Source organism: Pantoea sp. CFSAN033090 (assembly GCF_001264395.1).
GTDB lineage: Bacteria > Pseudomonadota > Gammaproteobacteria > Enterobacterales > Enterobacteriaceae > Pantoea > Pantoea agglomerans.
In genome coordinates, this window is sequence record NZ_LGYX01000003.1 from 45,593 (window position 1) to 70,878 (window position 25,286).

20 protein-coding genes are annotated in these 25,286 nt (G+C 58.4%); 16 read left to right on the forward strand and 4 right to left on the reverse strand.

From position 1 onward, the window contains the following. The first annotated feature begins 53 nt into the window (after positions 1-53). Positions 54-1,178, forward strand: a complete 1,125-nt coding sequence (locus AFL22_RS02665) for a GNAT family N-acetyltransferase (RefSeq protein WP_010253462.1) — start codon at positions 54-56, stop codon at positions 1,176-1,178. Here the strand turns inward: AFL22_RS02665 and AFL22_RS02670 are convergent. Continuing rightward, entirely contained in the window at positions 1,175-3,007 is a 1,833-nt protein-coding gene (locus AFL22_RS02670) for an ABC transporter ATP-binding protein (protein WP_052270748.1), read from the reverse strand. The genes AFL22_RS02665 and AFL22_RS02670 overlap by 4 nt on opposite strands. Positions 3,008-3,079: 72 nt before the next feature. On the opposite strand from AFL22_RS02670, the gene AFL22_RS02675 reads away from it, so the two are divergent. Next, positions 3,080-3,580, forward strand: a complete 501-nt coding sequence (locus tag AFL22_RS02675) for a GNAT family N-acetyltransferase (RefSeq protein WP_010253457.1) — start codon at positions 3,080-3,082, stop codon at positions 3,578-3,580. A 35-nt stretch (positions 3,581-3,615) separates the two neighbouring features. Here AFL22_RS02675 and AFL22_RS02680 read toward each other — a convergent pair whose 3' ends face one another. Beyond that, positions 3,616-4,533 (reverse strand): sugar ABC transporter substrate-binding protein, encoded by a 918-nt coding sequence (locus tag AFL22_RS02680; protein WP_052270749.1) that lies wholly within the window; start codon positions 4,531-4,533, stop codon positions 3,616-3,618. A gap of 420 nt (positions 4,534-4,953) precedes the next feature. On the opposite strand from AFL22_RS02680, the gene AFL22_RS02685 reads away from it, so the two are divergent. From AFL22_RS02685 to AFL22_RS02725, 9 genes are all read left to right on the forward strand, one after another. After that, entirely contained in the window at positions 4,954-6,345 is a 1,392-nt protein-coding gene (locus AFL22_RS02685) for an MFS transporter (RefSeq protein ID WP_010253452.1), read from the forward strand. Further along, positions 6,326-7,282, forward strand: coding sequence for a 2-hydroxyacid dehydrogenase (locus AFL22_RS02690; protein ID WP_052270750.1), 957 nt, complete (start codon positions 6,326-6,328; stop codon positions 7,280-7,282). Before AFL22_RS02685 ends, AFL22_RS02690 begins: the two co-directional genes overlap by 20 nt. A 159-nt stretch (positions 7,283-7,441) precedes the next feature. Continuing rightward, positions 7,442-8,608, forward strand: a complete 1,167-nt coding sequence (locus AFL22_RS02695; protein WP_010253446.1) for an HD-GYP domain-containing protein — start codon at positions 7,442-7,444, stop codon at positions 8,606-8,608. Positions 8,609-8,716: 108 nt separating this feature from the next. Further along, entirely contained in the window at positions 8,717-8,806 is a 90-nt protein-coding gene (kdpF, locus tag AFL22_RS02700; protein WP_010253443.1) for a K(+)-transporting ATPase subunit F, read from the forward strand. After that, on the forward strand, positions 8,806-10,494 hold the full coding sequence (gene kdpA, locus AFL22_RS02705; RefSeq protein WP_052270751.1) for a potassium-transporting ATPase subunit KdpA: 1,689 nt from the start codon (positions 8,806-8,808) through the stop codon (positions 10,492-10,494). The genes kdpF and kdpA overlap by 1 nt, the downstream gene beginning before the upstream one ends. After that, entirely contained in the window at positions 10,491-12,539 is a 2,049-nt protein-coding gene (kdpB, locus tag AFL22_RS02710) for a potassium-transporting ATPase subunit KdpB (protein ID WP_010671495.1), read from the forward strand. Before kdpA ends, kdpB begins: the two co-directional genes overlap by 4 nt. Before the next feature lie 10 nt (positions 12,540-12,549). Beyond that, positions 12,550-13,116, forward strand: coding sequence for a potassium-transporting ATPase subunit KdpC (gene kdpC, locus AFL22_RS02715; RefSeq protein ID WP_052270752.1), 567 nt, complete (start codon positions 12,550-12,552; stop codon positions 13,114-13,116). Between the two features lie 16 nt (positions 13,117-13,132). Next, a complete protein-coding gene (kdpD, locus tag AFL22_RS02720) occupies positions 13,133-15,808 on the forward strand; it encodes a two-component system sensor histidine kinase KdpD (protein WP_010253433.1) in 2,676 nt (891 codons plus the stop codon). Between the two features lie 54 nt (positions 15,809-15,862). Further along, a complete protein-coding gene (locus AFL22_RS02725) occupies positions 15,863-16,366 on the forward strand; it encodes a TIGR00645 family protein (RefSeq protein WP_010253431.1) in 504 nt (167 codons plus the stop codon). A gap of 34 nt (positions 16,367-16,400) precedes the next feature. Here the strand turns inward: AFL22_RS02725 and AFL22_RS02730 are convergent, their stop codons facing one another. Beyond that, complete coding sequence (locus AFL22_RS02730) at positions 16,401-17,369, reverse strand: LysR family transcriptional regulator (RefSeq protein WP_052270753.1); 969 nt, start codon at positions 17,367-17,369, stop codon at positions 16,401-16,403. 93 nt (positions 17,370-17,462) lie between these two features. Here AFL22_RS02730 and AFL22_RS02735 point away from each other — a divergent pair, with 93 nt between their 5' ends. The 5 genes from AFL22_RS02735 to AFL22_RS24365 all read left to right on the forward strand — a co-directional run bounded on the left by AFL22_RS02735 (position 17,463) and on the right by AFL22_RS24365 (position 23,482). Continuing rightward, positions 17,463-18,665: an MFS transporter gene (locus tag AFL22_RS02735; protein WP_010253427.1), complete on the forward strand. Its 1,203-nt coding sequence runs from the start codon at positions 17,463-17,465 to the stop codon at positions 18,663-18,665. A 61-nt stretch (positions 18,666-18,726) separates the two neighbouring features. Continuing rightward, positions 18,727-20,073 (forward strand): cation:proton antiporter, encoded by a 1,347-nt coding sequence (locus AFL22_RS02740; protein WP_010671500.1) that lies wholly within the window; start codon positions 18,727-18,729, stop codon positions 20,071-20,073. Positions 20,074-20,095: 22 nt separating this feature from the next. Next, positions 20,096-20,440, forward strand: a complete 345-nt coding sequence (locus AFL22_RS02745; protein WP_010253423.1) for a hypothetical protein — start codon at positions 20,096-20,098, stop codon at positions 20,438-20,440. A gap of 744 nt (positions 20,441-21,184) precedes the next feature. Beyond that, positions 21,185-22,081 (forward strand): alpha/beta hydrolase, encoded by an 897-nt coding sequence (locus tag AFL22_RS02750; RefSeq protein ID WP_052270754.1) that lies wholly within the window; start codon positions 21,185-21,187, stop codon positions 22,079-22,081. Between the two features lie 1,110 nt (positions 22,082-23,191). Continuing rightward, positions 23,192-23,482, forward strand: a complete 291-nt coding sequence (locus AFL22_RS24365; protein ID WP_241773159.1) for a helix-turn-helix domain-containing protein — start codon at positions 23,192-23,194, stop codon at positions 23,480-23,482. 385 nt (positions 23,483-23,867) lie between these two features. Here AFL22_RS24365 and gorA read toward each other — a convergent pair whose 3' ends face one another. Beyond that, positions 23,868-25,220, reverse strand: a complete 1,353-nt coding sequence (gene gorA, locus AFL22_RS02760; protein WP_052270755.1) for a glutathione-disulfide reductase — start codon at positions 25,218-25,220, stop codon at positions 23,868-23,870. Positions 25,221-25,286: the final 66 nt, after the last annotated feature.

Sequence of the window (25,286 nt, forward strand, 5' to 3'; positions counted from 1 at the left end):
ACGCGGAAAACCTGCTTGACTGACTCTCTGCCCGACGTTCTCTGGAGTAATTCATGTCGCTGATTCACCTGACGTCACTGGCGGAGATCCCGGCCGCCGAGTGGGATGCGCTGTTGCCTGATGACCAGCCCTTTTTGCGCCACGCCTTTCTGCTCACGTTAGAACAGAGCGGCAGCGTGCGGTTAGAGGCGGGCTGGCAGCCCGATCATCTGCTATGGCGGGAGGAGGGGGTGACCCGCGCCGCGCTGCCAGGCTACCGCAAACGCCATTCACAGGGCGAGTACGTCTTTGATCACGCCTGGGCGGATGCCAGCCAGCGCGCCGGGATCCGCTACTACCCGAAATGGCTGGGCGCGATCCCCTTCAGCCCGGTCAGCGGTGCGCGCCTGCTGGGCGAAACCGCTGCCGCAGCGCAACTGCTGTCGGCCCTGCCTGAGAGCCTGTTACAGCAGGGCTTAAGCGGGGCACATATCAACTTTACCGATGCGCAGGCTAACCAGCTGCTGGCCGATCAGCCCGACTGGCTCTCCCGGCTCGGTTGTCAGTATCACTGGCATAACCGTGGCTACCGCGATTTTCAGGATTTCCTGGATTCGCTGATGTCGCGCAAGCGCAAACAGCTGCGTAAAGAGCGTGAGCAGGTGATGCAGAGCGGCTTTGAGTTTGACCGCTACCTGGGCTACCAGCTGCGCGAAGATCAGTGGGATTTTGTCTACACCTGTTACGCTAACACCTATGCGGTGCGCGGTCAGCGTCCCTATCTGACACGTGACTTTTTCAGCCTGCTGGCGGAACGCATGCCGCAGAATATTGTGGTGGTGATCGCCCGTTTACAGCAGCAACCGGCCGCGATGGCGTTTTATCTGCGGGACAGCAACGCGCTCTATGGCCGCTACTGGGGCTGTCTGGCGGAGTTTGACCGGCTGCACTTTGAAACCTGTTTCTATCAGGGAATGGATTTAGCTCTTGATGAGGGGCTGACGCGGTTTGATGCCGGCGCGCAGGGCGAGCATAAGCTGGTGCGCGGCTTCGAGCCGCAGATTACCCATTCCTGGCACTATCTGCTGCATCCCGGCCTGCGCGATGCCGTGGCAGATTTTCTGGTGCAGGAGCGGGAAGGCGTGCGCGGCTGGGCGGAAGAAGCACGCGACGCCTTACCCTATCGACGCGGCGATTAATCGATGCCGACAAAACCGCCGGTCTGATGCTGCCACAGCCGGGCATAGAGGCCGTTTTGCGCCAGCAGCTCGTGATGGCTGCCCATCTCGGCAATGCCGCCTTTATCCAGCACCACCAGCCGATCCATCTTCGCGATGGTCGACAGGCGGTGCGCGATGGCGATAACGGTTTTACCCTGCATCAGTGACTCCAGGCTCTCCTGAATCGCCGCTTCCACCTCAGAGTCGAGCGCCGAGGTGGCCTCATCCATGATCAGAACCGGCGCATCCTTCAGCAGCACGCGGGCTATCGCCACACGCTGACGCTGACCGCCTGACAGTTTCACGCCGCGCTCGCCCACGTGCGCATCCAGCCCGGTGCGACCCAGTGAGTCAGAGAGCAGCGGGATAAACTCATCGGCGCGGGCGCGGTGAATCGCAAGCTGCAGCTCCTCTTCGCTGGCGTCGGGACGACCATACAGCAGGTTTTCACGGATTGAGCGGTGCAGCAGCGAGGTGTCCTGCGTAATCATACCAATCTGGCTGCGCAGGCTCTCCTGCGTCACGGTGGCGATATCCTGATCGTCGATCACAATCCGCCCCGCGTTCAGGTCATAGAGGCGCAGCAGCAGGTTCACCAGCGTCGATTTACCGGCACCCGAGGGACCAATCAGCCCAATCTTCTCACCAGGTTTGATGTCGAGGTTAAAACCGTTAATCACCTGACGGCCACCGCCATAATCGAAGCGCACATCCTCAAAACGGATGTTGCCGCGCATCACCTTAAGCTGCTTCGCCTGCGGCGCATCCTGCACGCTCAGCGGCTGCGCGATGGTTTTCAGGCCATCCTGTACCGTACCAATATTTTCGAAAATGCCATTGACCACCCACATGATCCAGCCGGACATATTCACCAGGCGGATGACCAGACCGGTCGCCAGTGCAATCGCCCCGACGCTAATCAGCGACTGGCTCCATAACCACAGCGCCAGCCCGGAGGTCGAGACAATCAGCAGGCCGTTCAGCGCCGACAGGGTCAGATCCATGCTGGTGACCATGCGGCCGGCGTTCTGGGTTTTTTCGGTCTGCTCCTGAATCGCCTCACGCGCATACTGCCTTTCCAGATCGCTGTGGGCGAACAGCTTGATGGTGGCGATGTTGGTATAACCATCGACAATGGTGCCCATCAGCTTAGATCGCGACTCTGAGGAGACCACCGAACGCGCTTTAACGCGCGGCACAAAGAAACGCAGCGAGGCGCTGTAGGCCACCATCCACAGAATCAGCGGGATCATCAGCCGCCAGTCGGCACCGGCAAACAGCACCAGTGAAGTCACCGCGTAGATCAGCACGTGCCAGATGGCATCCACCAGCTGCACCGCGGAATCGCGCAGTGAACTGCCGGTCAGCATAATGCGCTGGGCGATGCGACCCGCGAAATCGTTCTGGAAGAAATTGAGGCTCTGGCGCAGCACGTAGTTGTGATTCTGCCAGCGGATCATGCTGGTCATGCTCGGGCTGATGCTTTGATGCACCAGCATGTCGTGCAGGGCGATAAAAATCGGCCGCAGAATCAGCGCCACCGCCCCCATCCACAGCAGTATCGGCCAGTTATCCCGAAACAGGCTGGCGGGCGTGGAGTGATTGACCATATCGATAATGCGGCTCAGATAGCTGAACAGCGACACTTCAATCAGGGCTGACGCCAGTCCCACTACCAGCAGTGCCGCGAAACTCGGCCAGACCTGCCGCAGATAGTAGAGGTAAAACGACCAGACCGTTGAGGGGGGCGATTCGGTGGGCGCGTCATGAAAAATATTGATAAAACGCTCAAAACGGCGATACAACATAGCGATACTCTTTCCGTCCGGTAAAGAGCTACAGCTTAGTGCATGAACCCCGTTCGGCTAAAAGGAGAAAATATGGAAATCATTATTCGGGCACGGGAACCGCAGGATGCCGCCGCCTATCAGCGACTCTACAGTCATCCCGATGTCTATCCCTGGACGCTGCAGCTGCCGTTTCCCAGCGTTGCCACCTGGGAGAAAAAAATCGCCAGAATGGATGCTGAGGGGTTTATCGCCTTTGTCGCGGAGATCGAGGGCGTGCTGGCCGGTGAGCTGACGCTGTTTGTGGATAACAAGCCGCGCACCCGCCACTGCATCAGCTTTGGGCTGGGTGTGCATCCCGATTACGCCGGTCGCGGCGTCGGTGAGCGCCTGATCCGCACCGCGCTCGACTATTCCCGTAACTGGCTGGGGATTACGCGTATGGAGCTGGAGGTGTTTCACGACAACGAACGGGCGCTGCGGCTCTATGAGCGGCTGGGCTTTGAGCGTGAAGGGGTGATGCGGCAGGCTGCCCTGCGCGACGGTCAACTGCGCGATGTGGTGATGATGGCGAAACTGCTGCACGAGAAGTGATAACCGGAGCGGCAGCGCTGCCGCTCCGCTTTTCATTACGGAGTTTTATTGCTGTATTGCTGCATGTTCTGCTGCGTTACCAGTTCAAACGGGATCCACTGGTGGGAATCGACTTTTTCCCCTTTGATCATCTGCTGCGCCACCTCGACCGATTTTTTGCCCTGACCCACAGCATCCTGGAACACGGTGACGGCCAGTTTGCCGCTTGCCAGGGCTTTCAGGCCATCCGGCGTGGCATCAATGCCGCCCACCAGAATGGTTTTCTTCGGTTTCGCCTGGGCAATTGCCATGGTTGCGCCAATCGCCATTTCGTCGTTGTTGGCGGCGACAATATCGATCTCTTCCCCGTTCGACAGCCAGTTGAGCATTAAATCCATGCCCTCATTACGCGAATAGTTGGCGGTCTGCTTCAGCACCACTTTCATGTCGGGATACTTTGCCACCACCTGCTCGACATCTTTGGTGCGCTGCAGCGCACCCGCATCGCTGAGGTTACCGATGATAATGGCGACCTTGCCACGATAACCCGCCTGCTTCGCCAGCGCTTCCATCTGCAACGTGCCCGATTCGCGTTCGTCAGAGCCGACAAACACCACGCCCGGCGGCAGGGTTTTATCGCCCGGCGTGCGGTTAACGTAGACCAGCGGAATGTGAGCCTGCTGCGCCAGCCTGGTCAGGGCAGGGGTGCTGGCGGAGTCGACCGGATCGACGATAATCGCGTCCACCCCGGAACTGATAAAGCTCTGCACCTGATCGGTCTGACGGCCCACGTCGCCGCGTGCATCTTCGAACTGCGCATCCAGTTGATGCGCTTTGGCCTCTTTCTCGATCGACTGGCGGATAATGGTCAGAAAGTTCTGGTCGAAATAGGCCATTGAGACGCCAATCTTCTCTGCCAGCGCCGACGTGGAAAGAGAGAGCAGACAGAGTATTGCCCATGCACGTTTTTTCATTGCAGACTCCCGAGGTTAACTGAGTGGAATATATTTTTCATTTATTATAAAAATGGACAAAGATTATCATTTGCAGCTTATGAACTGTCGCCGGGTTTGACAACCGGCCCTTTTCACTCTTGCTAGCGCCGCCACACTTTGCCGTAAAAACGCCGCGTCATAGCTGGCCGCGCCGATGAAATCCTCGACGTGGCGCACACTCTGCGGCAGGCAGTCGCGGCTTTTTGCGCTTTTGTGCAGCATCGCACTGGCCTTTGTGGTGGTTGTCAGAAAACCGCTGAATCGGGCCTGACGATCTCAACATCCGCACAATGATCCATCGTTAGCCTCCTATCTATATTTCCTTAAGCGGGAAATCTCAGCGTTATTCCTGAAAAAAACCTCGTGGCGCAACCTGCCGCTTTTTAAGGAATTCAGCTCATGCTTAAAGACCAAACGACTCACCGGACGTCTCATGTACGCATCTGGATCCTCTGCCTGATCCTCTTTTTGTCGGTCGTGGCTTATGCTGACCGTTCGATCCTCTCGATCTCCGGATCGGCGATCAAAGAGGAGTTCGGCCTGTCAGCTATCCAGTTGGGATTGATCCTCTCTGCCTTCAGCTGGGCCTACGTTATCGGTCAGATCCCCGGCGGGCTGTTTCTTGACCGCTTCGGGGCTAAAAAAGTGTATGGCGTCACGCTGGCGCTCTGGTCAGTCTCGACGCTGGCGATGGGATTCGTTGGTGAGTTCTCCAGCGGCATGACCGGCGCGCTGATGCTGATGTTTGGTCTGCGCTTTATGCTGGGATTGATCGAGGCACCCAGCTTTCCCGCCAATGCGCGCGTGGTGATTATGTGGTTCCCTGGCGCAGAGCGGGGACGGGCTTCATCGCTGTTCAGCTCGGCGCAATATTTTGCCGTCGCCATCTTCTCGCCGCTGTCAGGCTGGCTGGTGTCGCGCTTTGGCTGGGAGTGGCCGTTCTTTGTGCTGGGCGGCATCGGCCTGCTGGCGGTGTTTGTCTGGGCTGCCTGGATGCGCGAGCCGCGCAATCACCCTGGCGTGTCAGAGAGTGAACTGCGCCACATCGTCGACGGTGGTGCGCTGGTGGATATCGACTCGGCGCAGACGCTGAAAGCGCGGCCACCGGTCAGTAAAGCGATGTTCAGAAAGCTGCTCACTAATCGCATGCTCTGGTGCGCCTATCTCGGTCAGTACTGCATCATCGCGCTCAGCTACTTCTTTATTACCTGGTTTCCGATCTATCTGGTGCAGGCGCGCGGCATGAACATCATGGAGGCGGGCTTCGCCACCGTTGCTCCGGCGCTGTTTGGTTTTCTGGGCGGGATCAGCGGCGGCTACCTGTCAGACAAGTTAATCGCTCGGGGCTGGAGCGTCTCCTGGGCGCGTAAAACGCCCTATATCGTCGGCATGCTGATGGCGTCCAGTCTGGTGCTGGCGGCGATCATTCCGGGCAATAGCGGCATTATCGCCATTATGTCCTTCGCCTTTTTCGGTAAAGGCATAGCGGCCGGGGCAGGCACCTGGACGGTGATCAGCGACACCGCACCCAAAGAGGCGGTGGGCCTGGCAGGTTCCATTTTTAACGGCATCGGCAATATTGCCGGTTTCACCACGCCGCTGCTGTTCGGCATCATCGTCGGTCTGACCGGCAGCTACAGCATCGGGCTGGCGTTTGTGGCGGCACACTGCGTGGTAGCGGCCCTGCTGTTCCTGCTGGTGATGGGGCCGATTGAACGCGTTGGTGAAGAGAGCGATCGCCCGGCATCCTATAACAATCAGGAGAAAGAAGATGGCATTAAAGCAATGTAATGTGCTGATCAGAGGGAAATTCCTGCCACCGCAGCTGATAGAGAACATTGAAAAGACGTTCACCGCGTTCCGGCTGTGGGAGGCGGAAGATGAGGCAGCCTTTCTGGCTGAGCAGGGCGCAGATATCGACATGCTGGTCACCAGCGGCAACGCGGTGATGGGCGCACCGGCCGCGCTGATCGCCGCGCTGCCAAACCTGAAAGCGATCTGTAGTAACGGCGTCGGTTATGACTGCATCGATACGGAAGCCGCCCGGTCGCGCGGCATTGTGGTGACCAACACGCCGGAGGTGCTCAATGATTGTGTCGCCGATCTGGGGATGGCGCTGCTGCTGGATGTGGCGCGCCGCATCAGCGAGGCCGATCGCTTCACACGCGCCGGTCACTGGACGCAGGGCCGCTTTCCGCTGAGCAGCAAAATCGGTGGCAAGGTGTGCGGAATCGTCGGGCTGGGCAATATCGGTCAGGCGGTGGCAAGGCGCGCGCAGGCGTTTGATATGGCGATTCACTATTACAACCCGCGTTCACGCCCCGATGTGCCCTACACCCGTCATGAGAGCCTGGTGGCGCTGGCGCAGCAGGCCGATTTTCTGGTGCTGACCCTGCCGGGCGGTGCCGCGACGCGCCACATTATCAATGCGGAAGTACTGCAGGCGCTGGGACCGCAGGGCTATCTGATTAACATTGCGCGCGGCAGCGTGGTGGATCAGCAGTCGCTGGTGGATGCGCTGGAAACCGGGCAGATCGCCGGTGCCGGGCTGGATGTGTTTGAACAGGAGCCGCAGGTGCCTGACGCACTGCGCCAGCGCGACAATGTGGTGATCACGCCGCATATCGCCAGCAGCACCCGCGAAACCATGGCGGCGATGGCTGACCTGGTCTTTGAGAATATGCTGGCGTTTGCCCGTGGTGAGCCGGTGCTGACCCGGGTAGTGTAACCACAGCGGCGCCTTAACCCCCTGCTGAAACGGGGGCGAGGCAGGACGCCTCTCCTCTGACCACTCACCAGACCCTCACCTTCGCACAAAACAGCCTGAAGAAAATTTGTCCGGCTGCCGATATCACCTTACCACCCGCTGATATTAAAGAGTGATAGCGTGATAAAGCTGATTACCATTGATGAATTGCGCCCAGGGATGTTTATCCACAAGCTGGAGGTCTGGTGGATAAAAGACCAGCGCATTCATAATGAGATGCTGATCACCGATCCCCGACAAATCGCCATGCTTCGCACTGAAGGGATCCGCCAGCTCTGGATCGACCTCGATCGATCGGTGCAGGCGCCGATCGCCTCCACGGTCGCGAAGAGAACCATTGGCCGCACCCCGTTTTTCCAGGAACTGGATCAGGCACAGCAGATCTTTTTGCAGGGCAAACCGAAAGTGCTGGCGATGTTCAACGAAGCGCGGCTGGGTAACGGCCTGAAGCTCGATTATATGATGGATCTGGTGGATGAAATCGCCGGATCGATCACGCGTGAACCCTCTGCCATGCTGAGCGTGGCGCGACTGAAAAATCATGATGACTACACCTACCTGCACTCCATGGCGGTCTGCGGGCTGATGATTGCGCTGGGTAAAAAACTTGGACTGGATGAGCAGGAGCTGCGTCGGGTGGGCATGGGCGGTTTACTGCATGATGTCGGCAAAGCGGCCGTGCCGCTGGCGATCCTGAACAAAGCGGGCAAGTTGACTGAAGAGGAGTTCAGGGTGATGCGTGAGCATCCGGTGGTCGGTGCGCAGATGCTGATAGAAGCCGACGCCGATGACGATCTGCTCGATATCACCCTGCATCATCATGAAAAATATGATGGCAGCGGCTATCCGCACCGCCTGAAAGGCGAGGCGATTTCGCTCTACGCCCGCATGGCGGCGGTGTGCGATGTCTATGATGCCGTCACTTCGACCCGCTCCTATCGCAACGGCTGGACACCCGCCGAGGCGATGCACCAGATGCTGAGCTGGCGCGGCCATTTCGACCCTGGCTTGCTGCACACCTTCGTACGGACCATCGGCATCTATCCGGTGGGATCGCTGGTGCGTCTGGCCTCCGGCCGGGTGGCGCTGGTGGTGAAAGCGGGCGAAAAATCGCTGATGCGTCCCTGCGTGCATGTCTTCTGGTCGCTGCACGCCCAGCGTGAAGTGAAACCGGAAGAGCTCGACCTCGGCGACAGCTTCTGCACCGACAGCATTGTGGGCGCAGAGGACAGCACGCTGTGGGGTAACGTCGATCTCAATCGTATCTGGGCGCTGGAAGTCGCCTGATTTTTCGCCATTTTTACACTATTTTTACGCCCGCCCGCTGCATTTTAACCCCTTCTTTATACGCCTCCGCGCAAGCTAAGCCATAAATCCAATCCTCTGGAGGTTCCTGTGAGCGTGGGCGTAATAACCGGCATTGTGCTGGTGGTGTTGTTACTGGGCTATCTGATCTATGCCCTGTTAAATGCGGAGGCCTTCTGATGGCGGCCAATGCTTTTTTACTCATCGCATTCTATCTGCTACTGCTGATGGTGCTGGCGCAGCCGCTCGGACGGGGTCTGGCGTCGTTAGTGGCTGACAAGCCGGTGTTTACCCGCCTGGAAGCGCCGCTGTGGCGACTGCTGGGCGCACAACAATCGGACATGCGCTGGCCGCACTACCTGCTGGCGATTCTGCTGTTTAATGCGCTGGGTTTCGTGGTGCTGCTGGCAATATTGCTGATGCAGGGCGCGCTGCCACTGAATCCGCAGCAGCTGCCTGGCCTGAGCTGGCATCTGGCGCTTAACACCGCCGTGAGCTTCGTCACCAACACCAACTGGCAATCCTACAGCGGCGAAAGCACCCTGAGCTATTTCAGTCAGATGGTGGGCCTGACGGTGCAGAATTTCCTCTCAGCCGCGACCGGTATCGCCGTGGCGTTTGCATTGATCCGTGGCTTCGCTAATCGCAGCTCTGCGACCCTGGGTAACGCCTGGCGCGACCTGACGCGCATCACGCTCTATGTCTTACTGCCTATCAGCCTGCTGATGGCGCTGTTCTTTGTCAGCCAGGGCAGCATCCAGAACTTCGCGCCTTATCACAGTTTCTCCACGCTGGAAGGCGTGCAGCAGACGCTGTCGATGGGGCCGGTGGCGTCGCAGGAAGCGATCAAAATGCTGGGCACCAACGGTGGCGGCTTCTTTAACGCCAACTCCTCCCATCCATTTGAAAACCCAACGGTGCTGACTAACCTGGTGCAGATGCTGAGCATCTTCCTGATCCCGGCGGCGCTCTGCTTCGCGTTTGGCGAAAGCGTGCGTGACCGTCGTCAGGGCCACATGCTGCTGTGGGCGATGACGCTGATGTTTGTGGCGGCGGTATCGGTCGTCATGTGGGCCGAACTGCAGGGCAACCCGCACTTCCTTCAACTGGGTGCTGACAGCGCCATCAACATGGAAGGTAAAGAGACGCGCTTTGGCATTCTTAACAGCAGCCTGTTCGCGGTTATCACCACTGCCGCCTCCTGCGGTGCGGTGAATGCCATGCACGACTCCTTTACTGCGCTGGGTGGCATGGTGCCGATGTGGCTGATGCAGCTGGGCGAAGTGGTGTTTGGCGGCGTCGGTGCCGGTCTCTACGGCATGCTGCTGTTTGTGCTGCTGGCGGTGTTTATCGCCGGGCTGATGATCGGTCGTACCCCGGAATTCCTCGGTAAAAAAATCGACGTCTGGGAGATGAAAATGACCGCGCTGGCGATTCTGGTCACACCGGCGCTGGTGCTGATCGGTACCGCACTGGCGATGATGACCGACGCCGGACGCAGTGCCATGGCCAATCCCGGCATTCACGGCTTCAGCGAAGTGCTCTACGCGGTCTCCTCGGCGGCTAACAACAACGGCAGCGCCTTTGCCGGACTGAGTGCTAACACGCCGTTCTGGAACCTGCTACTGGCTGCCTGCATGCTGCTGGGCCGCTTCGGCATCATCATTCCGGTGATGGCGATTGCCGGTGCGATGGCGGTGAAAAAAGTGCAGCCGGTGGGTAACGGCACGCTGCCAACCCACGGTCCGCTGTTTATCGGACTGCTGATTGGCACGGTGCTGCTGGTGGGTGCACTGACCTTTATTCCTGCTCTGGCGCTGGGCCCGGTGGCTGAGCATCTGCAACTTGTTCAGGGACAATCCTCATGAGTCGTCAACAACAGGCGTTATTTGACGCAGCATTGCTGCGTACCTCGGCCTGGGATGCAGTGAAAAAGCTCGATCCCCGGGTGCAGTTCCGTAACCCGGTGATGTTTGTAGTCTACCTCGGCAGCATTCTGACCTCGCTGCTGGCGCTGGCGATGCTGACCGGCCGGATCAGCGGCAGCGCCAGCTTTACCGGGGCGATCGCGGTCTGGCTCTGGTTCACCGTGCTGTTCGCCAACCTGGCGGAGGCGCTGGCAGAAGGGCGCAGTAAGGCCCAGGCCAGCAGCCTGAAAGGGGTGAAAAAGACCAGCTTTGCCAAAAAACTCTCAGCGGCGCGCTATGGCGCCGAGTGGCAGCAGGTCAGTGCCGATGAGCTGCGCAAAGGCGATGCCGTGCTGGTGGAAGCGGGCGACATCATCCCCTGCGACGGTGAAGTGATGGAAGGCGGTGCCTCGGTGGATGAGAGCGCCATTACCGGTGAGTCCGCACCGGTGATCCGCGAGTCGGGCGGTGACTTCGCCTCCGTCACCGGCGGGACCCGCATTCTCTCTGACTGGCTGGTGATCACCTGTAGCGCCAACCCGGGCGAAACCTTCCTTGACCGGATGATCGCCATGGTGGAAGGCGCGAAACGCCGTAAAACCCCGAATGAGATCGCTCTGACCATCCTGCTGGTGTCACTGACCATCGTGTTCCTGCTGGCGACCGTGACACTCTGGCCGTTCTCGGCATGGGGCGGAACGCCGGTCAGCATCACGGTACTGGTGGCGCTGCTGGTCTGTCTGATCCCGACCACCATCGGCGGCTTACTGTCGGCGATTGGCGTGGCGGGGATGAGCCGGATGCTGGGTGCTAACGTCATTGCGACCAGCGGGCGTGCGGTGGAAGCCGCCGGCGATGTGGATGTGCTGATGCTGGACAAAACCGGCACCATCACGCTGGGTAACCGTCAGGCGACCCAGTTCCTGCCCGCGCCGGGCGTCAGCGAAGAGCAGCTGGCCGACGCCGCACAGCTCGCCTCGCTGGCCGATGAGACGCCGGAAGGGCGCAGCATCGTGGTGCTGGCAAAACAGCGATTTAATCTGCGTGAGCGCGATCTCAGCAGCATGGGTGCCAGCTTTATTCCGTTTTCTGCGCAGACCCGCATGAGCGGCGTAAACGTGCAGGATCGACTGATCCGCAAAGGCGCGGTCGATGCGGTACGACGCCACATCGAAGCGAACCATGGCCGTTTCCCGGCCGAGGTCAATGCGCAGGTGGAAGAGGTGGCACGCAGTGGCGGTACGCCGCTGGTGGTGTCAGAGGGCGCGAACGTGCTGGGCGTGGTGGCGCTGAAAGATATCGTCAAAGGCGGCATCAAAGAGCGCTTTGCCGAACTGCGCAAAATGGGTATCAAAACGGTGATGATCACCGGCGATAACCCGCTGACGGCCGCAGCGATTGCTGCGGAAGCGGGCGTGGATGACTTCCTGTCAGAGGCCACGCCGGAAGCCAAGCTGGCGCTGATCCGCCAGTATCAGGCGGAAGGACGTTTAGTGGCGATGACCGGCGACGGCACCAACGATGCGCCAGCACTGGCGCAGGCGGATGTGGCGGTAGCGATGAACTCCGGTACCCAGGCGGCGAAAGAGGCGGGCAACATGGTCGATCTCGACTCGAACCCGACCAAGCTGCTTGAAGTGGTGCACATTGGTAAACAAATGCTGATGACGCGCGGTTCGCTGACCACCTTCAGTATCGCCAACGACGTGGCGAAATACTTCGCCATCATTCCGGCGGCGTTTGCGGCGACCTATCCGCAGCTCAACATGCTTAACGTGATGCACCTGCACTCGCCAGCCAGTGCGATTCTGTCGGCGGTGATCTTTAACGCTCTGGTGATTGTCTTCCTGATCCCGCTGGCCCTGAAAGGCGTCAGCTACCGCCCACTGAGCGCTGCTGCGCTGCTGCGCCGCAACCTGCTGATTTACGGTCTGGGTGGCCTGCTGGTGCCGTTTGTCGGCATCAAAGCGATCGATCTGCTGTTAGTGTTTTCAGGCATGGCCTGAGGAGAGAAAAATGAGTCAGTTACGTCCGGCAATTTTACTGTTGTTGCTGCTTACGCTTGTTACCGGCGTGGTTTATCCTTTGCTCACCACCGGTCTGGCGCAGTGGCTGTTTCCGTCCCAGTCCAGCGGCTCGCTGCTGGAGAAGGATGGCGTGGCGCGCGGGTCGGCGCTGATTGGCCAGAACTTTACCCAGCCCAACTATTTCTGGGGCCGCCCTTCAGCCAGTGGTGATAAACCTTATAATCCGCTGGCCTCAGGGGGCAGCAATCTGGCCGCCAGCAACCCGGCGCTGGACAAAGCGGTAGCCGATCGCGTCGCTGCGCTGCGGGCCGCGAATCCGCAGGCACTGGCTGCCGTCCCGGTTGAACTGGTCACCGCGTCAGCCAGCGGGCTTGACCCGGATATTTCGCCACAGGCCGCCCTTTGGCAGGCACCGCGTATCGCCGCCAGCCGCCAGTTGCCGTTGCCGCAGGTCGAGGCGCTGATTGATAAGATGACGCATCGTCCGCTGCTGCCATTCCTCGGCACCCCGACCCTCAATGTGTTGCAGCTGAATATGGCGCTCAACGAACTGTAATGGTGTAAAGGAAGCGATGAACCACGAACCCCAGCGTCCCGATCCCGACGCGCTACTGCAGGCTAATCGCGAAAGTCATCGCGGGCAGCTGAAAATTTACTTTGGTGCCTGTGCGGGCGTGGGTAAAACCTATGCCATGCTGCAGGAGGCACAGCGGCTGCGCGCGCAGGGTCTGGATGTCTTAATCGGCGTGGTAGAGACCCATGACCGGCCGGAAACCGCGCAGCTGCTGACAGGGTTAACTCTGCTGCCGCGTCGCGCAACCGGCCGCTCGCGTCATGCGGAGTTTGATCTCGATGCCGCGCTGGCTCGCCATCCGGCGGTGATCCTGATGGATGAGCTGGCGCACACCAACGTGCAGGGCTCGCGCCATCCCAAGCGCTGGCAGGATATTGAGGAGCTGCTGGAAGCGGGCATCGATGTACTGACCACCGTCAACGTACAGCATCTTGAGAGCCTCAATGATGTGGTAGGCGGCGTCACCGGCATTCAGGTGCGCGAAACCGTGCCCGATCCCTTTTTCGACAGCGCCGACGAAGTGGTGCTGGTCGATCTGCCGCCCGACGATCTGCGGCAGCGGCTTAAAGAGGGCAAAGTCTACATTGGCGACCGCGCGGAACGCGCCATCGAAAACTTTTTCCGCAAAGGTAACCTGTTCGCCCTGCGTGAGCTGGCCCTGCGTCGTACCGCCGATCGGGTGGATGATCAGATGCGCGCCTGGCGCGATCAGCAGGGACGGGAGCGCGTCTGGCACACCCGCGACGCCATTCTGCTCTGCATTGGCGACGACAGCGGCAGTGAAAAGCTGGTGCGCACCGCCGCCCGACTGGCGGCGCGGCTTGGCAGTGAATGGCACGCGGTCTATGTCGAAACGCCCCGGCTGCACCGGCTGCCGGAAGCGCGGCGACGGGCGATTCTCCGTACGTTACAGCTGGCGCAGGAGCTGGGCGCGGAAACCGCGACTCTCTCTGAGCCCGATGAAGCCGAAGCGGTACTGGGTTACGCCCGCGCGCACAATCTGGGCAAAATTGTCACCGGTCGTCGCCCGCTGCGGCGCTGGCGGCGTGACAGCTTTGCCGAACGGCTCGGCCAGCTGGGGCCGGATCTCGATCTGCTGGTGGTGGCGCTGGATGAGCCGCTGAAGGATGCGCCGCATCCGCTGCCGGATGGCCGCGTCACCAGCGAAAAATGGCGTATTCAGCTGCGCGGCGTAATGATGGCGCTGGTGCTCTGTATCCTTGTAACCGCCGCCGGGCAGTCGGTACTGATCGGTTTCGATCCCGCCAACTGTGTGATGATCTATCTGCTGGCGGTGGTGATCGTGGCGCTGCGCTATGGCCGCTGGCCGTCGGTGATCGCCACGGTGATGAATATCGTCGCCTTTGACCTCTTCTTTGTTGCCCCCACCGGCACAGTGGCGGTCTCCGATCTGCAATATCTGGTGACCTTTGGCGTGATGCTGGCGGTGGGCGTAATCGTCGGCAATCTCACGGCAGGCGTGCGTTATCAGGCGCGGGTGGCGCGCTACCGCGAGCAGCGGGCGCGCCAGCTCTATGAGATGGCGAAATCGCTGGGCAGTGCGTTAACGCCGCAGGATATCGCCGCCACCAGCCAGCGGGTGCTGGATGCCACGTTACAGGCGCGCTGCCTGCTGCTGCTGCCGGATGAGCAGGGCGAACTGCAACCGGTGGGCGATGCGTTACCGGCCAGCGAGCCGGATCGCGCGATTGCTAAATGGAGTTACAGCAAAGGCCAGCCTGCGGGTGCGGGCACCGATACCTTACCGGCGGTGCCTTATCAGATCCTGCCGCTGAAAAGTGGCGCGCACTGCCGGGGTTTGCTGGTGGTGGAGCCGCAGAACCTGCGTCAGCTGATGATCCCCGAGCAGCAGCGGCTGGTGGAAACCTTTACGGTGCTGATTGCGAACGCACTGGAACGGATGGCGCTGTCGCATAGCGAGGCGGCGTCCCGGCTCTCGGCGGAGCGTGAACAGCTGCGCAATGCGCTGCTGTCGGCGCTGTCCCACGACCTGCGCACCCCACTGACCGTGCTGTTTGGTCAGGCGGAAATGCTGATGCTCGACCTGGCCAGCGACAACTCAAAATATGTGCCGCAGGCCAGTCAGATCCGCGAGCAGACGCTGAGCACCATCCGGCTGGTGAGCAACATGCTGGATATGGCGCGCATTCAGTCGGGCGGCCTCAACCTGCGTGAGGAGTGGCTGGCGCTGGAAGAGGTGGTCGGCGGGGCGCTGAGCAGCATGGCACCATCACTGAAAGGGCATGAGGTCCGGCTCGATCTGCCGGACGACATCGTGCTGATCAAAGGCGACAGCACGCTGCTGGAGCGGGTCTTCACCAACCTGATTGAGAACAGCCTGAAGTATGCCGGTAACAGCGCACCACGCGGCATTCGCGCCTGGCGTGCGGCGTCACGGCTGGAGATCTCGGTCTGGGATAGCGGACCGGGCATTGCCGAAGACGATTTAAGCCGGATATTCGATAAATTCTGGCGGGGCGACAAAGAGTCGGCGGTGCCGGGCGTCGGGCTGGGTCTGGCAATCTGTAAAACCATTATCGAGAGCCACGGCGGACAGATCTGGGCAGAGAACAGGGCCGAAGGGGGCGCGGCATTTCGTCTCTCGCTGCCGCTGCCGCCGGTCCCTGAAATTTCTGACGAAGGGCTGAAATAACTTCACAGTTGATCGGTTATACTCCCGGACCTGTTTGATTATTCGTGGGATTGTATGGAACGTTTTACCGAAAACCTGATGTATGCATCGCGCTGGTTGCTGGCCCCGGTTTACATTGGACTTTCGCTGGGATTGCTGGCGCTGACCATTAAATTTTTCCAGGAAATTTTCCACCTGCTGCCCAACATTTTCAGCATTGCGGAAAACGATCTGATCCTGCTGCTGCTGTCGCTGGTGGATATGACGCTGGTTGGCGGCCTGCTGGTGATGGTGATGCTGTCAGGTTATGAGAATTTCATCTCTAAGCTCGATATCGACGAAGATAAAGAGAAGCTGAGCTGGCTGGGCAAGATGGACTCCGGCTCGCTGAAAAACAAAGTCGCTGCCTCCATTGTCGCCATCTCCTCGATCCACCTGCTGCGGGTGTTTATGGAAGCGCGCAACGTCGAAAACGACAAGCTGATGTGGTACGTGATTATCCACCTGACCTTTGTGCTCTCCGCCTTTGTGATGGGCTGGCTGGATCAGATGTCGCGCAGCGATAAAAAACCGAAGTAACCTCTCTGGCGGCCCGCTGAGGCGGGCGCCTGCTTTACCCTTTCCGCTCTGTTCCCCCTGAACGACCCGCTGGCTGTGAGGCCGGACGCGTGCCCGCCAGCTGCGGCATCACCTCTTTGATCATGGCAAAAAAGTGTTGCAGCCTGGCCGGGTAGTAACTCGCCCAGGGATAGGTCAGCCACACCGGCAGCGGCGGTGCCTGCCACGCAGGCATCAGCTGAACCAGGCCGCCATCCGCCAGATCTTCCTGCACCGCCCAGGACGAGACGATCGCGGCTCCCATCCCCGCCAGTGCCGCTTTGCGCACCGCATATAAACTGTCGCTGCTCAGCCGGGGCGTAATAGCCAGGTTTACCGGCTGGCCGTCGTCAATCTTCTGCAACACCACTTCGTTACGGTAAAAACTGGTCAGTGCCAGCCACGGCAGATCGCGCAGCTGTTCAACCCGCTCTATCGGCGGCTGCTGCGCCAGCAGGTGCGGGGCGGCCACCACAATACGCGGCACTTCTGCCAGCAGTATCGCCACTACCGAAGGATCGGTTGGCGCACCGACCTGAATGGCGCAGTCCACATTCTCCGCCATAAAGTCGGGCGTGCGATCATTCAGCATCCACTCAATATTGAGCCGCGGGTAGCGGTGCAGATAGTCCACCAGCGGGGCGATCAGCTGATCCTGGCCAAAGGCGTGCGGGGCGCGAACCCGCAGCGTACCCACCGGGTCATCGCTGGCCCCGGTCAGCTCATCTTCCAGCGCATGCCAGGTCGCCAGCAGCTGCCGCGCCTGGGCGTAGCAGCGCTCGCCATCATCGGTAAGCTTCAGTGCATGGGTGGTGCGCAGGATAAGCTTGAGGCCCAGCCGCTGCTCCAGGCTCTGCAATCGGCGGCTGACGGTGGGTTGTGTCGTGCCGAGCTGCGCGGCGGCGGCGGATAAGCTGCCGCTCTCCACAATACGGATAAAAGTCTGCATCAGATCGATGCGATCGCTGCTGTTAGGATTGTTCATACGCACCACGTATAACGGTTTTGCCTGATGTCAGTCTACCGCGTATAACCGCAATGCGCTTTAATGGCAGGACGAAATGATGAGGATTACAGCATGTCAGCCATACAGACCCAGACTCAAAATGAACCGCTCTCTGCGCCGCTGGTGTTTACTCTGGCCGCCGGTGCCGGACTCAGCGTCGCGTCGATCTACTACAGCCAGCCGATGCTGGATATCATCAGCAAGCAGTTTAACGCCGGCATCGGCGCGGTCGGCATGGTGCCGATGCTGACCCAGGCGGGCTATGCGCTGGGCATCCTGCTGCTGGCTCCGCTGGGCGATCGCCATGACCGGCGCACCATTATCTTTATCAAAGGCTTAATGCTGGTGGCGGCGCTGCTGCTGTGTGGTTTTTCCGGTGGACTCAGCGCGCTGCTGATTGCCAGTTTTATCACCGGCCTGACCGCCACCGTGGCGCAGGATATTGTGCCCGCTTCGGCGGCGCTGGCGCCGGAACGCAGTCGGGGTAAAACAGTCGGCACGGTGATGACCGGGCTGCTGGTGGGCATCCTGCTGTCGCGGGTGGTCAGCGGGGTGGTGGCAGAGTATTTCGGCTGGCGCACCATGTATATGATTGCTGCGCTGGCGGTGCTGCTGATTACGCTCACGCTGTGGCGGGTACTGCCGCGTTTCGCGCCAGGCACCTCGGTGAGCTATCCGCGCCTGTTGCTGTCGCTGGTTCACCTGTGGCGTCACCATCAGACGCTGCGTCGTGCCGCACTGGCTCAGGGGCTGTTGTCAGTGGGCTTTAGCGCCTTCTGGTCGACGCTGGCGTTAATGCTCAGCGACCGCTTTCATCTGGACAGTGCCGTGGCCGGGGCGTTTGGTTTAGCCGGTGCGGCGGGTGCCATGGCGGCACCGTTGGCGGGCAGTTTTGCTGACCGCATCGGTCCGGCAAGGGTCACGCAGGCTGGCGCCGCGCTGGTAACGATCTCCTTTGCGCTGATGTTTCTGCTGCCGCTACTGCCAATGCCAGCCCAGCTGGCGCTGATTGTCCTCTGCACCATCGGCTTCGATTTAGGGGTGCAGGCCACGCTGGTGGCGCATCAGACGCTGGTCTATGGCCTGGCGCCGGAAGCACGCAGTCGCCTGAATGCGCTGCTGTTTACCGTGGTGTTTATCGGTATGGCCACCGGTGCGGCGCTGGGAAGTCTGGCGCTGGCACACTGGGGCTGGAATGGCGTGGTTGCGCTCTCGACCTTAGCCGGTGCCGCCGCGCTGGCGGTCCGCTTCGCCAGTCGACACCTGAAAAACTGACACCTCGCCCGTCAAAAAATGTGCCAGGCTTATTCATAAACCCGAAATAATCTGGAGTGTTATGAACTTTTTAGCCTGGACAGCAGCGACGGGCGGCCTTCTGCTGCTGATGTCGCTGGCTTCCGGTTGGATTCACCGGGGGCCAGTCACCTCATTTGGTCTGTTCCTTATCGCGGGCATTCTGTGCGGCCCGTGGGGATTTGATGTTATCCACATCGATATTGTTACCCATTCCGAAGCCGTGGCGCACATCACTGAAATCACCATGGCTGCCTCGCTGTTCATCACCGGCCTCAAGCTGCGTCAGCCGCTGCAAAATAACTGCTGGCACACCGGGCTGAAACTGGCTTTTCCCGCCATGCTGCTGACCGTGGCCGCGATGACCCTGCTGTCGCACTTCCTGGTGGGATTAGACTGGCCGATTGCACTGGCGTTTGGTGCCATTGTCGCGCCAACCGATCCGGTGCTGGCGAGCTTAATCTCGGTCAACGATGCGCAGGATGATGACTCGCTGCGCGTGGCAATCTCAAGCGAAGCGGGTATGAATGATGGTTCCGCGCTGCCGTTGCTGATGCTGGCGCTGCTGCTGTTTAATGGCGAAAGCCTGAGCGTGGCGATGCTGGGGCACTGGGGTGCGGTCGAGGTGCTCTGGGCAATTGGCGGCGGTCTGATCATCGGTTTTGTGCTGGGGCAGTTGATAGGCCTGCTGGCGACCCGACTGCGCAATGCCAATGGCGACGTGGCGCCCAATGATTTCCTGGCGCTGGCGCTGATTGCGCTGAGTTATTCACTGGTGGAGTGGCTGGGTGCCTCCGGCTTCCTGGCTGCCTTCGCCGCCGGGCTGGGATTACGCCGTGCTGAGATGGGCGTATTCCGTCGCCATCAGCCGGACGATCTCTCTGACGACGAGCGCGTGCTGCCCTCTGAAGCACTGGTGAACCCTAACAAACGCCTGGCGCATCAGGGCGACAACAATATGGTGAAGTCGATAGGGTTTGTAGTAGGCGACGCCCTCTCTTTTGGCGATACTATTGAACGTTTACTGGCGGCTGGCATGATGGTGGTGCTGGGCGTCACACTGGCGCAGCACTGGAACATCTACGGCGTGCTGATTGGCCTGGTGCTGTTTGTGGTGGTGCGGCCACTGGCCGTCTGGCTGGTGACGCTGCGCGCCGGACTGCCGCTGGGGCAGCGTCTGCTGATTGGCTGGCTGGGCATCCGCGGGATTGGCAGTCTGAACTACATCGCCTATGCCTGGACGCACGGTATGGAAGGCCCGCAGATGGAAATTATGACCAATATGGCGTTAACGCTGGTGGTCTGCAGCGTGGTGGTCCACGGCACCACCGTGTCGCCGCTGCTGAACTGGCGTCAGAAACGCCTTGAAGCCCTTCAGCGTAAGGTTTAACCCGAACTAACAGGAGTTAAGAATGAAAGTAACTCAGATAGTGCTGCTGAGCATCCTCGCCACCGGCAGCGCGCTGGCGGCGGACGAGGCTGACACTGAGCAGAATGTTTATGCCAGTCAGCTGTGCCACATTGTCAGCGGCGAGAAAAAGGTCGCCAGTGCGGATCAGTATGTCGAACAGATGAAGTCCACCGTGGCGCGCAGTCAGTCGTCATCGGCGATGAATCAGCCCGAGTTCGATGAAGAGTCCGCGCGTGAAGTGGCCAGTGCCTGGCTGCAGCTGGGAGATGATGAGCGTGCCAAACTGCGCGTTAACGAACAGCAGTGTGAGCAGGCCGTGATGGCGCAGTTCCAGCAGGAAGATTAACCGCATCGGATTAAATAAAAACGCGCCTGCCGGGCTAATACTGATCAGTTAAGATTAAATTTGTAAAGGCTGTCACGGTCAAACGTGGCAGCTTTTTTTCCGGGCGAGCAAGCCACAGTGCGTGCCTGCGCACCTCTGCTGCTGCCGGGCCGTCCTCGCGCCGCTCACGCGGTACCTTCGGCTTTGACGTCGTGCCGACGAACCGTTCGGGGATCGGCCCTCCCTGGCCGGCCCCGAACTGTCCACGCTTCCCGGCGTGGACTTCTGGCCCACCGTCACGCCTCAGCGCTGTGGATAGCCCTTTCAGCAGCAGAGGCGCTCAGGCCTCCATTCTCGTGCCCTTTTTAACAATACACACTGAAGTTTCAGAGCAGGCTGATGCCGGGCAGGGGCAGGCAATCCGCAGCGCTGAACAGAATGAGTCTGCCAGGAGAGCCCGCAGGACGCGGGCGAAAGGCGGGGCGGCACAGGATGTGCCATCCCCGGCGGTCCGTCAGGCAGAGGAATGGAGTGAAGGAACCGCGCAGCGGCGCGAGGACCGCCAGCCCCTGCCCGGCACCAGACTGCGTTATCACCTGTCACTTAACTGACTGGCATTACGCCTGCCGGGTGCGTTTTTTTATGGCTTTTCAGGGGCCATTGCGTACATAATCGCCAGCCATGGCACCCGACTTGCATCTGTTGATTCTACTGCAGCCTGCCGCAACGGTTTGCTCACTCTTCTGGTATCACATAACAGGCATTATGATTACGCGTCGACGCTTTATTCTCGGCACGGGAGCGCTCGGGCTCTCCATGACCACCGGCAAAATATTTGCCCGCGATGACATTATTCCCCTCTGGCCGGACGATCCGCCCGGCGGCGGCGGCCCATCGGGCCAGTTGCATATTAACAGCACCGGTTCCTGGTCAAATATCGTCAGCCCGGCGATTCAGCGCTTTAAACCGGAAAATCCCAATGGCGAAGCGGTATTAATTGCAGCGGGTGGCGGTTATCGCTGGATCGGCATGGGACGCGAAGCCTGGCCGGTCGCGCGCTGGCTCAATGCCAATGGCTATACCGCCTATGTGCTCAGCTACCGGCTGCCGCATGAGAAGTGGCAGGCGGGGCGGCTGGCACCGCTGCAGGATGCGCAGCGTGCCATCCGGCTGGTGCGATCCTTTGAGCGCAAGGTGCATGTGCTGGGCTTCTCGGCAGGTGGGCATCTGCTGGGAATGGCGGCGGCGCGTCCGGATTTTGAATCCTATCCGGCCATCGATCCGCTGGATGAAGTGGTGCCCAAAGTCGACAGCGTCGGTCTGATCTATCCGGTCATCACCCTGGAAGCGCCTTATCAGCACACCAATACCCATCTGATGATGGTCGGCAAAAATGCCACGCCGCAGGATGAGGCGAACTGGTCAGTGCAGAACTACGTAACCCGGCAATATCCGCCGACGTTTCTGGCGCAGGCCGAGGACGATCACACCTCAAATCCGTTCAACACCGAGCTGATGCGCGATACCTGCCGCCGTAATCGTGTGCCGGTTGAGCTGATTCAGATCAGCAAAGGCGGGCATGGCTTTGGCCTTGGCAAGGCGGGCACGCCAGCGGCGCTATGGGATCAGGCTTATGTTCGCTGGCTGGATCGCGTGAGCTGAGTTGCACTGGCGCGGTGCACGACTGCACCGGGGGATCCGTTCTCCCCCTGCCTGGCGCAAGGTCACCAGATCGAAGGTGACCCTTTGTCCCGGTCCCGGTTAATGCTGCGCCCTCTGCCATCTTAAATCTCCCAATCCAGAGCCAGACCCAACCCCTTAATATTGATATCAGCGGACTATGCTGACAGGTCAGGGCGCATTAATAACTCATTCTTATTTATCACGTTAACGAGGGGGAACGGAGCTAAGGGGCACTCACGCTTATTTCTGACTCTGTATACAATAAGATGACAATCTCTTGCCGTTAGTAGGGTACAAAATAGCTAAATAAGGACGCTTTAATAATTATCTTAATAAACAAACGGATCTGATTAATTCCCGGGCAAAGAACATTCCTATCTCATATCTTTTGCTTCTGTTTTTCCGCCATTACTTTGCTTTTTCCACCGATATATTGCCAGTTGATACAGATCAAAAATTGGCCAGAAATATCAGGTCTTATGGATTATAAAAAAACTAATGAAAGCGTTGAAGCGGGCGTGTTCGGATGACGCAATCGTCTTTCAATCCAAAGCGATTCTTCTTTTAAGCTTTATTTTGGCTGATTCTGCTACAGATGGCCGTGATAAAACCCGTAAGTTTTGAACTAAAATAAAAATCCCACTTTATTGTCTTCGTTAACGTTAGATGATTTCATAACGGCTACGCATAAGATGAGGCAAATCAGACAGCAATCCATCCTGGTCAGTTTATCGGTGGTTTCTGATTTAACTAAGAAATATTTAAGTTTTCTTGCCGGCGATGATAAGCAACAACATCTTATTGCACTCTGTCGGATGAGTATTAAGGTCAGTCTGCTTCTCCGCCAGAACAGACTTATTTATTATTACTTTTTATTAACGATGTGGCGAGGTGGATAGCCAGGATTTTAACACACAACAAAGGGTTATATGCATGACGATCATCGAGGCATCGCTATTACAGACCAGGAACAATGGAAAGGCGTGGCCAGGGCTGATTAAAAAGTGATGTACAAATAATGAAGGGATGTTTTTTAAATACCTGAATAAAAGTTATTATCTTGTTTTCATCATTGTTCTGGAGAACATCATGCTACCGGGTAATGAAGTAAATTTTATTGGCTATCTTATTGAAGAGAACGTGGTTTATTTACACAAGACAAAGCGACTAATTTGTCTGAATGGGTATGGTGAAGATATCATCCTGAGAAAAACCATGTCGCACGTATTAGAGTATCTTTTTGAAAATGCCACTATTGATGTTGTCACGGATTCGGAACTTATGGAGAACGTCTGGGATAAACATGGACTGAGTTCTTCTACGCAGCGGGTCTGGCAGGTTATGTCTAATTTAAAGTCGAAGCTCTTTTTTCTGGGTTAAGTGATGATGTGATCCTGAGAGTTTCGAAGAAAGGCTATCTCCTCAAAAGCGACAGCGTGGAGAGGTTATTTAGCAGTCGTATCACTTCAGGCATTCATTAAGCACAGCGATAAATTCACTAACGATAATCCTGTGGAAATGGACGCCGGGCCTGTGAATATAATCGGTAGTCATTAAATAATTTCATATATAAATGGATTTAATTACTGTCGGTTCGGTTTTTTCGCTGTTAATCAGCCTGGCTCTTGCTGGGTGTTGATAATATGAAGAGAAACGCAGATTTTACATTTCGCGTCAGCGGGCGCATTAATTTTCGTTGAGCGCAGTTGCAGGAAAAAACTGGCCCTGATGACCAGTTTTTCCCAATAGTATTTTGTTCGGGGAATTAACGCATCGTCACAAACTCTTCCGCTGCGGTTGGGTGGATCGCGACAGTGTTATCGAAGTCTTTCTTGGTGGCACCCATTTTCAGTGCCACAGCGAAGCCCTGCAGCATCTCATCCATGCCGAATCCGATACCGTGAATGCCGACAATCTTCTCATCTGCACCCACACAGACCAGCTTCATGCGACACGGCTGACGATGCTGGGTTACCGCAGTGTACATGGCGGTAAATGACGATTTATAAACCTTCACCTGGTCGTCGCCATACTGTTCCCGTGCCTGCGGCTCGGTCAGTCCCACGGTACCAATCGGCGGATGACTGAACACCACCGTCGGAATATTGCTGTAATCCAGATGCTCGTCCGGTTTGTTGTTAAACAGACGCTCAGAGAGACGACGGCCCGCCGCGACCGCAACCGGCGTCAGCTCAACCGCACCGGTGTTGTCGCCCACGGCGTAGATGCCTGACACATTGGTGTTCTGGAATTTATCGACTTTGATATAGCCTTTGTCGTCCAGCGCGACGCCAGCGGCGTCAATATTCAGGGTATCGTTGGCGGGCTCACGGCCAATCGCCCAGACCAGGCAATCCACGGTATATTCGCTGCCGTTTTCCAGCTGCAGCGTCAGGCTACCATCGCCGTTTTTAATCACAGCTTTTGGAATAGATTCGGTATGCAGCGCCGGGCCTTCGCTGTTCATCACTTCGACCAGCGTTTCGGTGAGCAGCGGATCGAAGCTGCGCAGCGGCGCGTGTTTACGGACGAACAGATGCGTTTCTGAACCCAGCGCGTTAACCACGCCAGCCAGCTCAACCGCAATGTAGCCTGCGCCAATGACCGCAGTGCGTTTTGGCAGCGCGTCCAGCTCAAAGAAACCGTCGGAATCAATGCCGTACTCTGCACCCGGAATAGAAGGGTGGACCGGACGACCGCCGGTGGCGATCAGAATATGGTTAGCGGTGATAATCTCGCCGTTGACTTCAACGCTGTGCGCATCGACAAAGCGGGCAAAGCCTTTGATCACTTCGACTTTGTTTTTACCCAGCACGTTGTCATAGGAGTTGTGGATGCGATCGATGTAGGCGCTGCGGTTTTTCACCAGTGTGGCCCAGTCGAAGCGATTCACGGTGGTGTCGAAGCCATAATCCGGTCCGTAGAGATGGATCGCTTCGGCGATTTGCGCGGCATGCCACATGATTTTCTTCGGCACGCAGCCCACGTTCACGCAGGTGCCGCCCAGCTCTTTCGCTTCAATCAGGGCACATTTCTGGCCATACATAGCCGCACGGTTAATTGAGGCGATGCCGCCACTGCCGCCGCCAATGGCGAGATAGTCGAAATGTCGGGTCATTGAAGTATCCATCCGGTTGCATAAAAAATTGGGGTTGAGTGTAACGCTGCGGGTCGAAATGACGCA

What these genes read in the sequence shown, in the direction of transcription:
- AFL22_RS02740 (WP_010671500.1), top strand. Translation starts at nt 18,727, where the DNA reads ATGAACTTTTTAGCCTGGACAGCAGCGACGGGCGGCCTTCTGCTGCTG.
- AFL22_RS02725 (WP_010253431.1), top strand. Translation starts at nt 15,863, where the DNA reads ATGGAACGTTTTACCGAAAACCTGATGTATGCATCGCGCTGGTTGCTG.
- AFL22_RS24365 (WP_241773159.1), top strand. Translation starts at nt 23,192, where the DNA reads ATGCTACCGGGTAATGAAGTAAATTTTATTGGCTATCTTATTGAAGAG.
- kdpA (WP_052270751.1), top strand. Translation starts at nt 8,806, where the DNA reads ATGGCGGCCAATGCTTTTTTACTCATCGCATTCTATCTGCTACTGCTG.
- AFL22_RS02675 (WP_010253457.1), top strand. Translation starts at nt 3,080, where the DNA reads ATGGAAATCATTATTCGGGCACGGGAACCGCAGGATGCCGCCGCCTAT.
- AFL22_RS02730 (WP_052270753.1), bottom strand. Translation starts at nt 17,369, where the DNA reads ATGAACAATCCTAACAGCAGCGATCGCATCGATCTGATGCAGACTTTT.
- AFL22_RS02735 (WP_010253427.1), top strand. Translation starts at nt 17,463, where the DNA reads ATGTCAGCCATACAGACCCAGACTCAAAATGAACCGCTCTCTGCGCCG.
- AFL22_RS02670 (WP_052270748.1), bottom strand. Translation starts at nt 3,007, where the DNA reads ATGTTGTATCGCCGTTTTGAGCGTTTTATCAATATTTTTCATGACGCG.
- AFL22_RS02680 (WP_052270749.1), bottom strand. Translation starts at nt 4,533, where the DNA reads ATGAAAAAACGTGCATGGGCAATACTCTGTCTGCTCTCTCTTTCCACG.
- AFL22_RS02745 (WP_010253423.1), top strand. Translation starts at nt 20,096, where the DNA reads ATGAAAGTAACTCAGATAGTGCTGCTGAGCATCCTCGCCACCGGCAGC.
- kdpD (WP_010253433.1), top strand. Translation starts at nt 13,133, where the DNA reads ATGAACCACGAACCCCAGCGTCCCGATCCCGACGCGCTACTGCAGGCT.
- gorA (WP_052270755.1), bottom strand. Translation starts at nt 25,220, where the DNA reads ATGACCCGACATTTCGACTATCTCGCCATTGGCGGCGGCAGTGGCGGC.
- kdpC (WP_052270752.1), top strand. Translation starts at nt 12,550, where the DNA reads ATGAGTCAGTTACGTCCGGCAATTTTACTGTTGTTGCTGCTTACGCTT.
- kdpB (WP_010671495.1), top strand. Translation starts at nt 10,491, where the DNA reads ATGAGTCGTCAACAACAGGCGTTATTTGACGCAGCATTGCTGCGTACC.
- AFL22_RS02750 (WP_052270754.1), top strand. Translation starts at nt 21,185, where the DNA reads ATGATTACGCGTCGACGCTTTATTCTCGGCACGGGAGCGCTCGGGCTC.
- AFL22_RS02665 (WP_010253462.1), top strand. Translation starts at nt 54, where the DNA reads ATGTCGCTGATTCACCTGACGTCACTGGCGGAGATCCCGGCCGCCGAG.
- AFL22_RS02685 (WP_010253452.1), top strand. Translation starts at nt 4,954, where the DNA reads ATGCTTAAAGACCAAACGACTCACCGGACGTCTCATGTACGCATCTGG.
- AFL22_RS02690 (WP_052270750.1), top strand. Translation starts at nt 6,326, where the DNA reads ATGGCATTAAAGCAATGTAATGTGCTGATCAGAGGGAAATTCCTGCCA.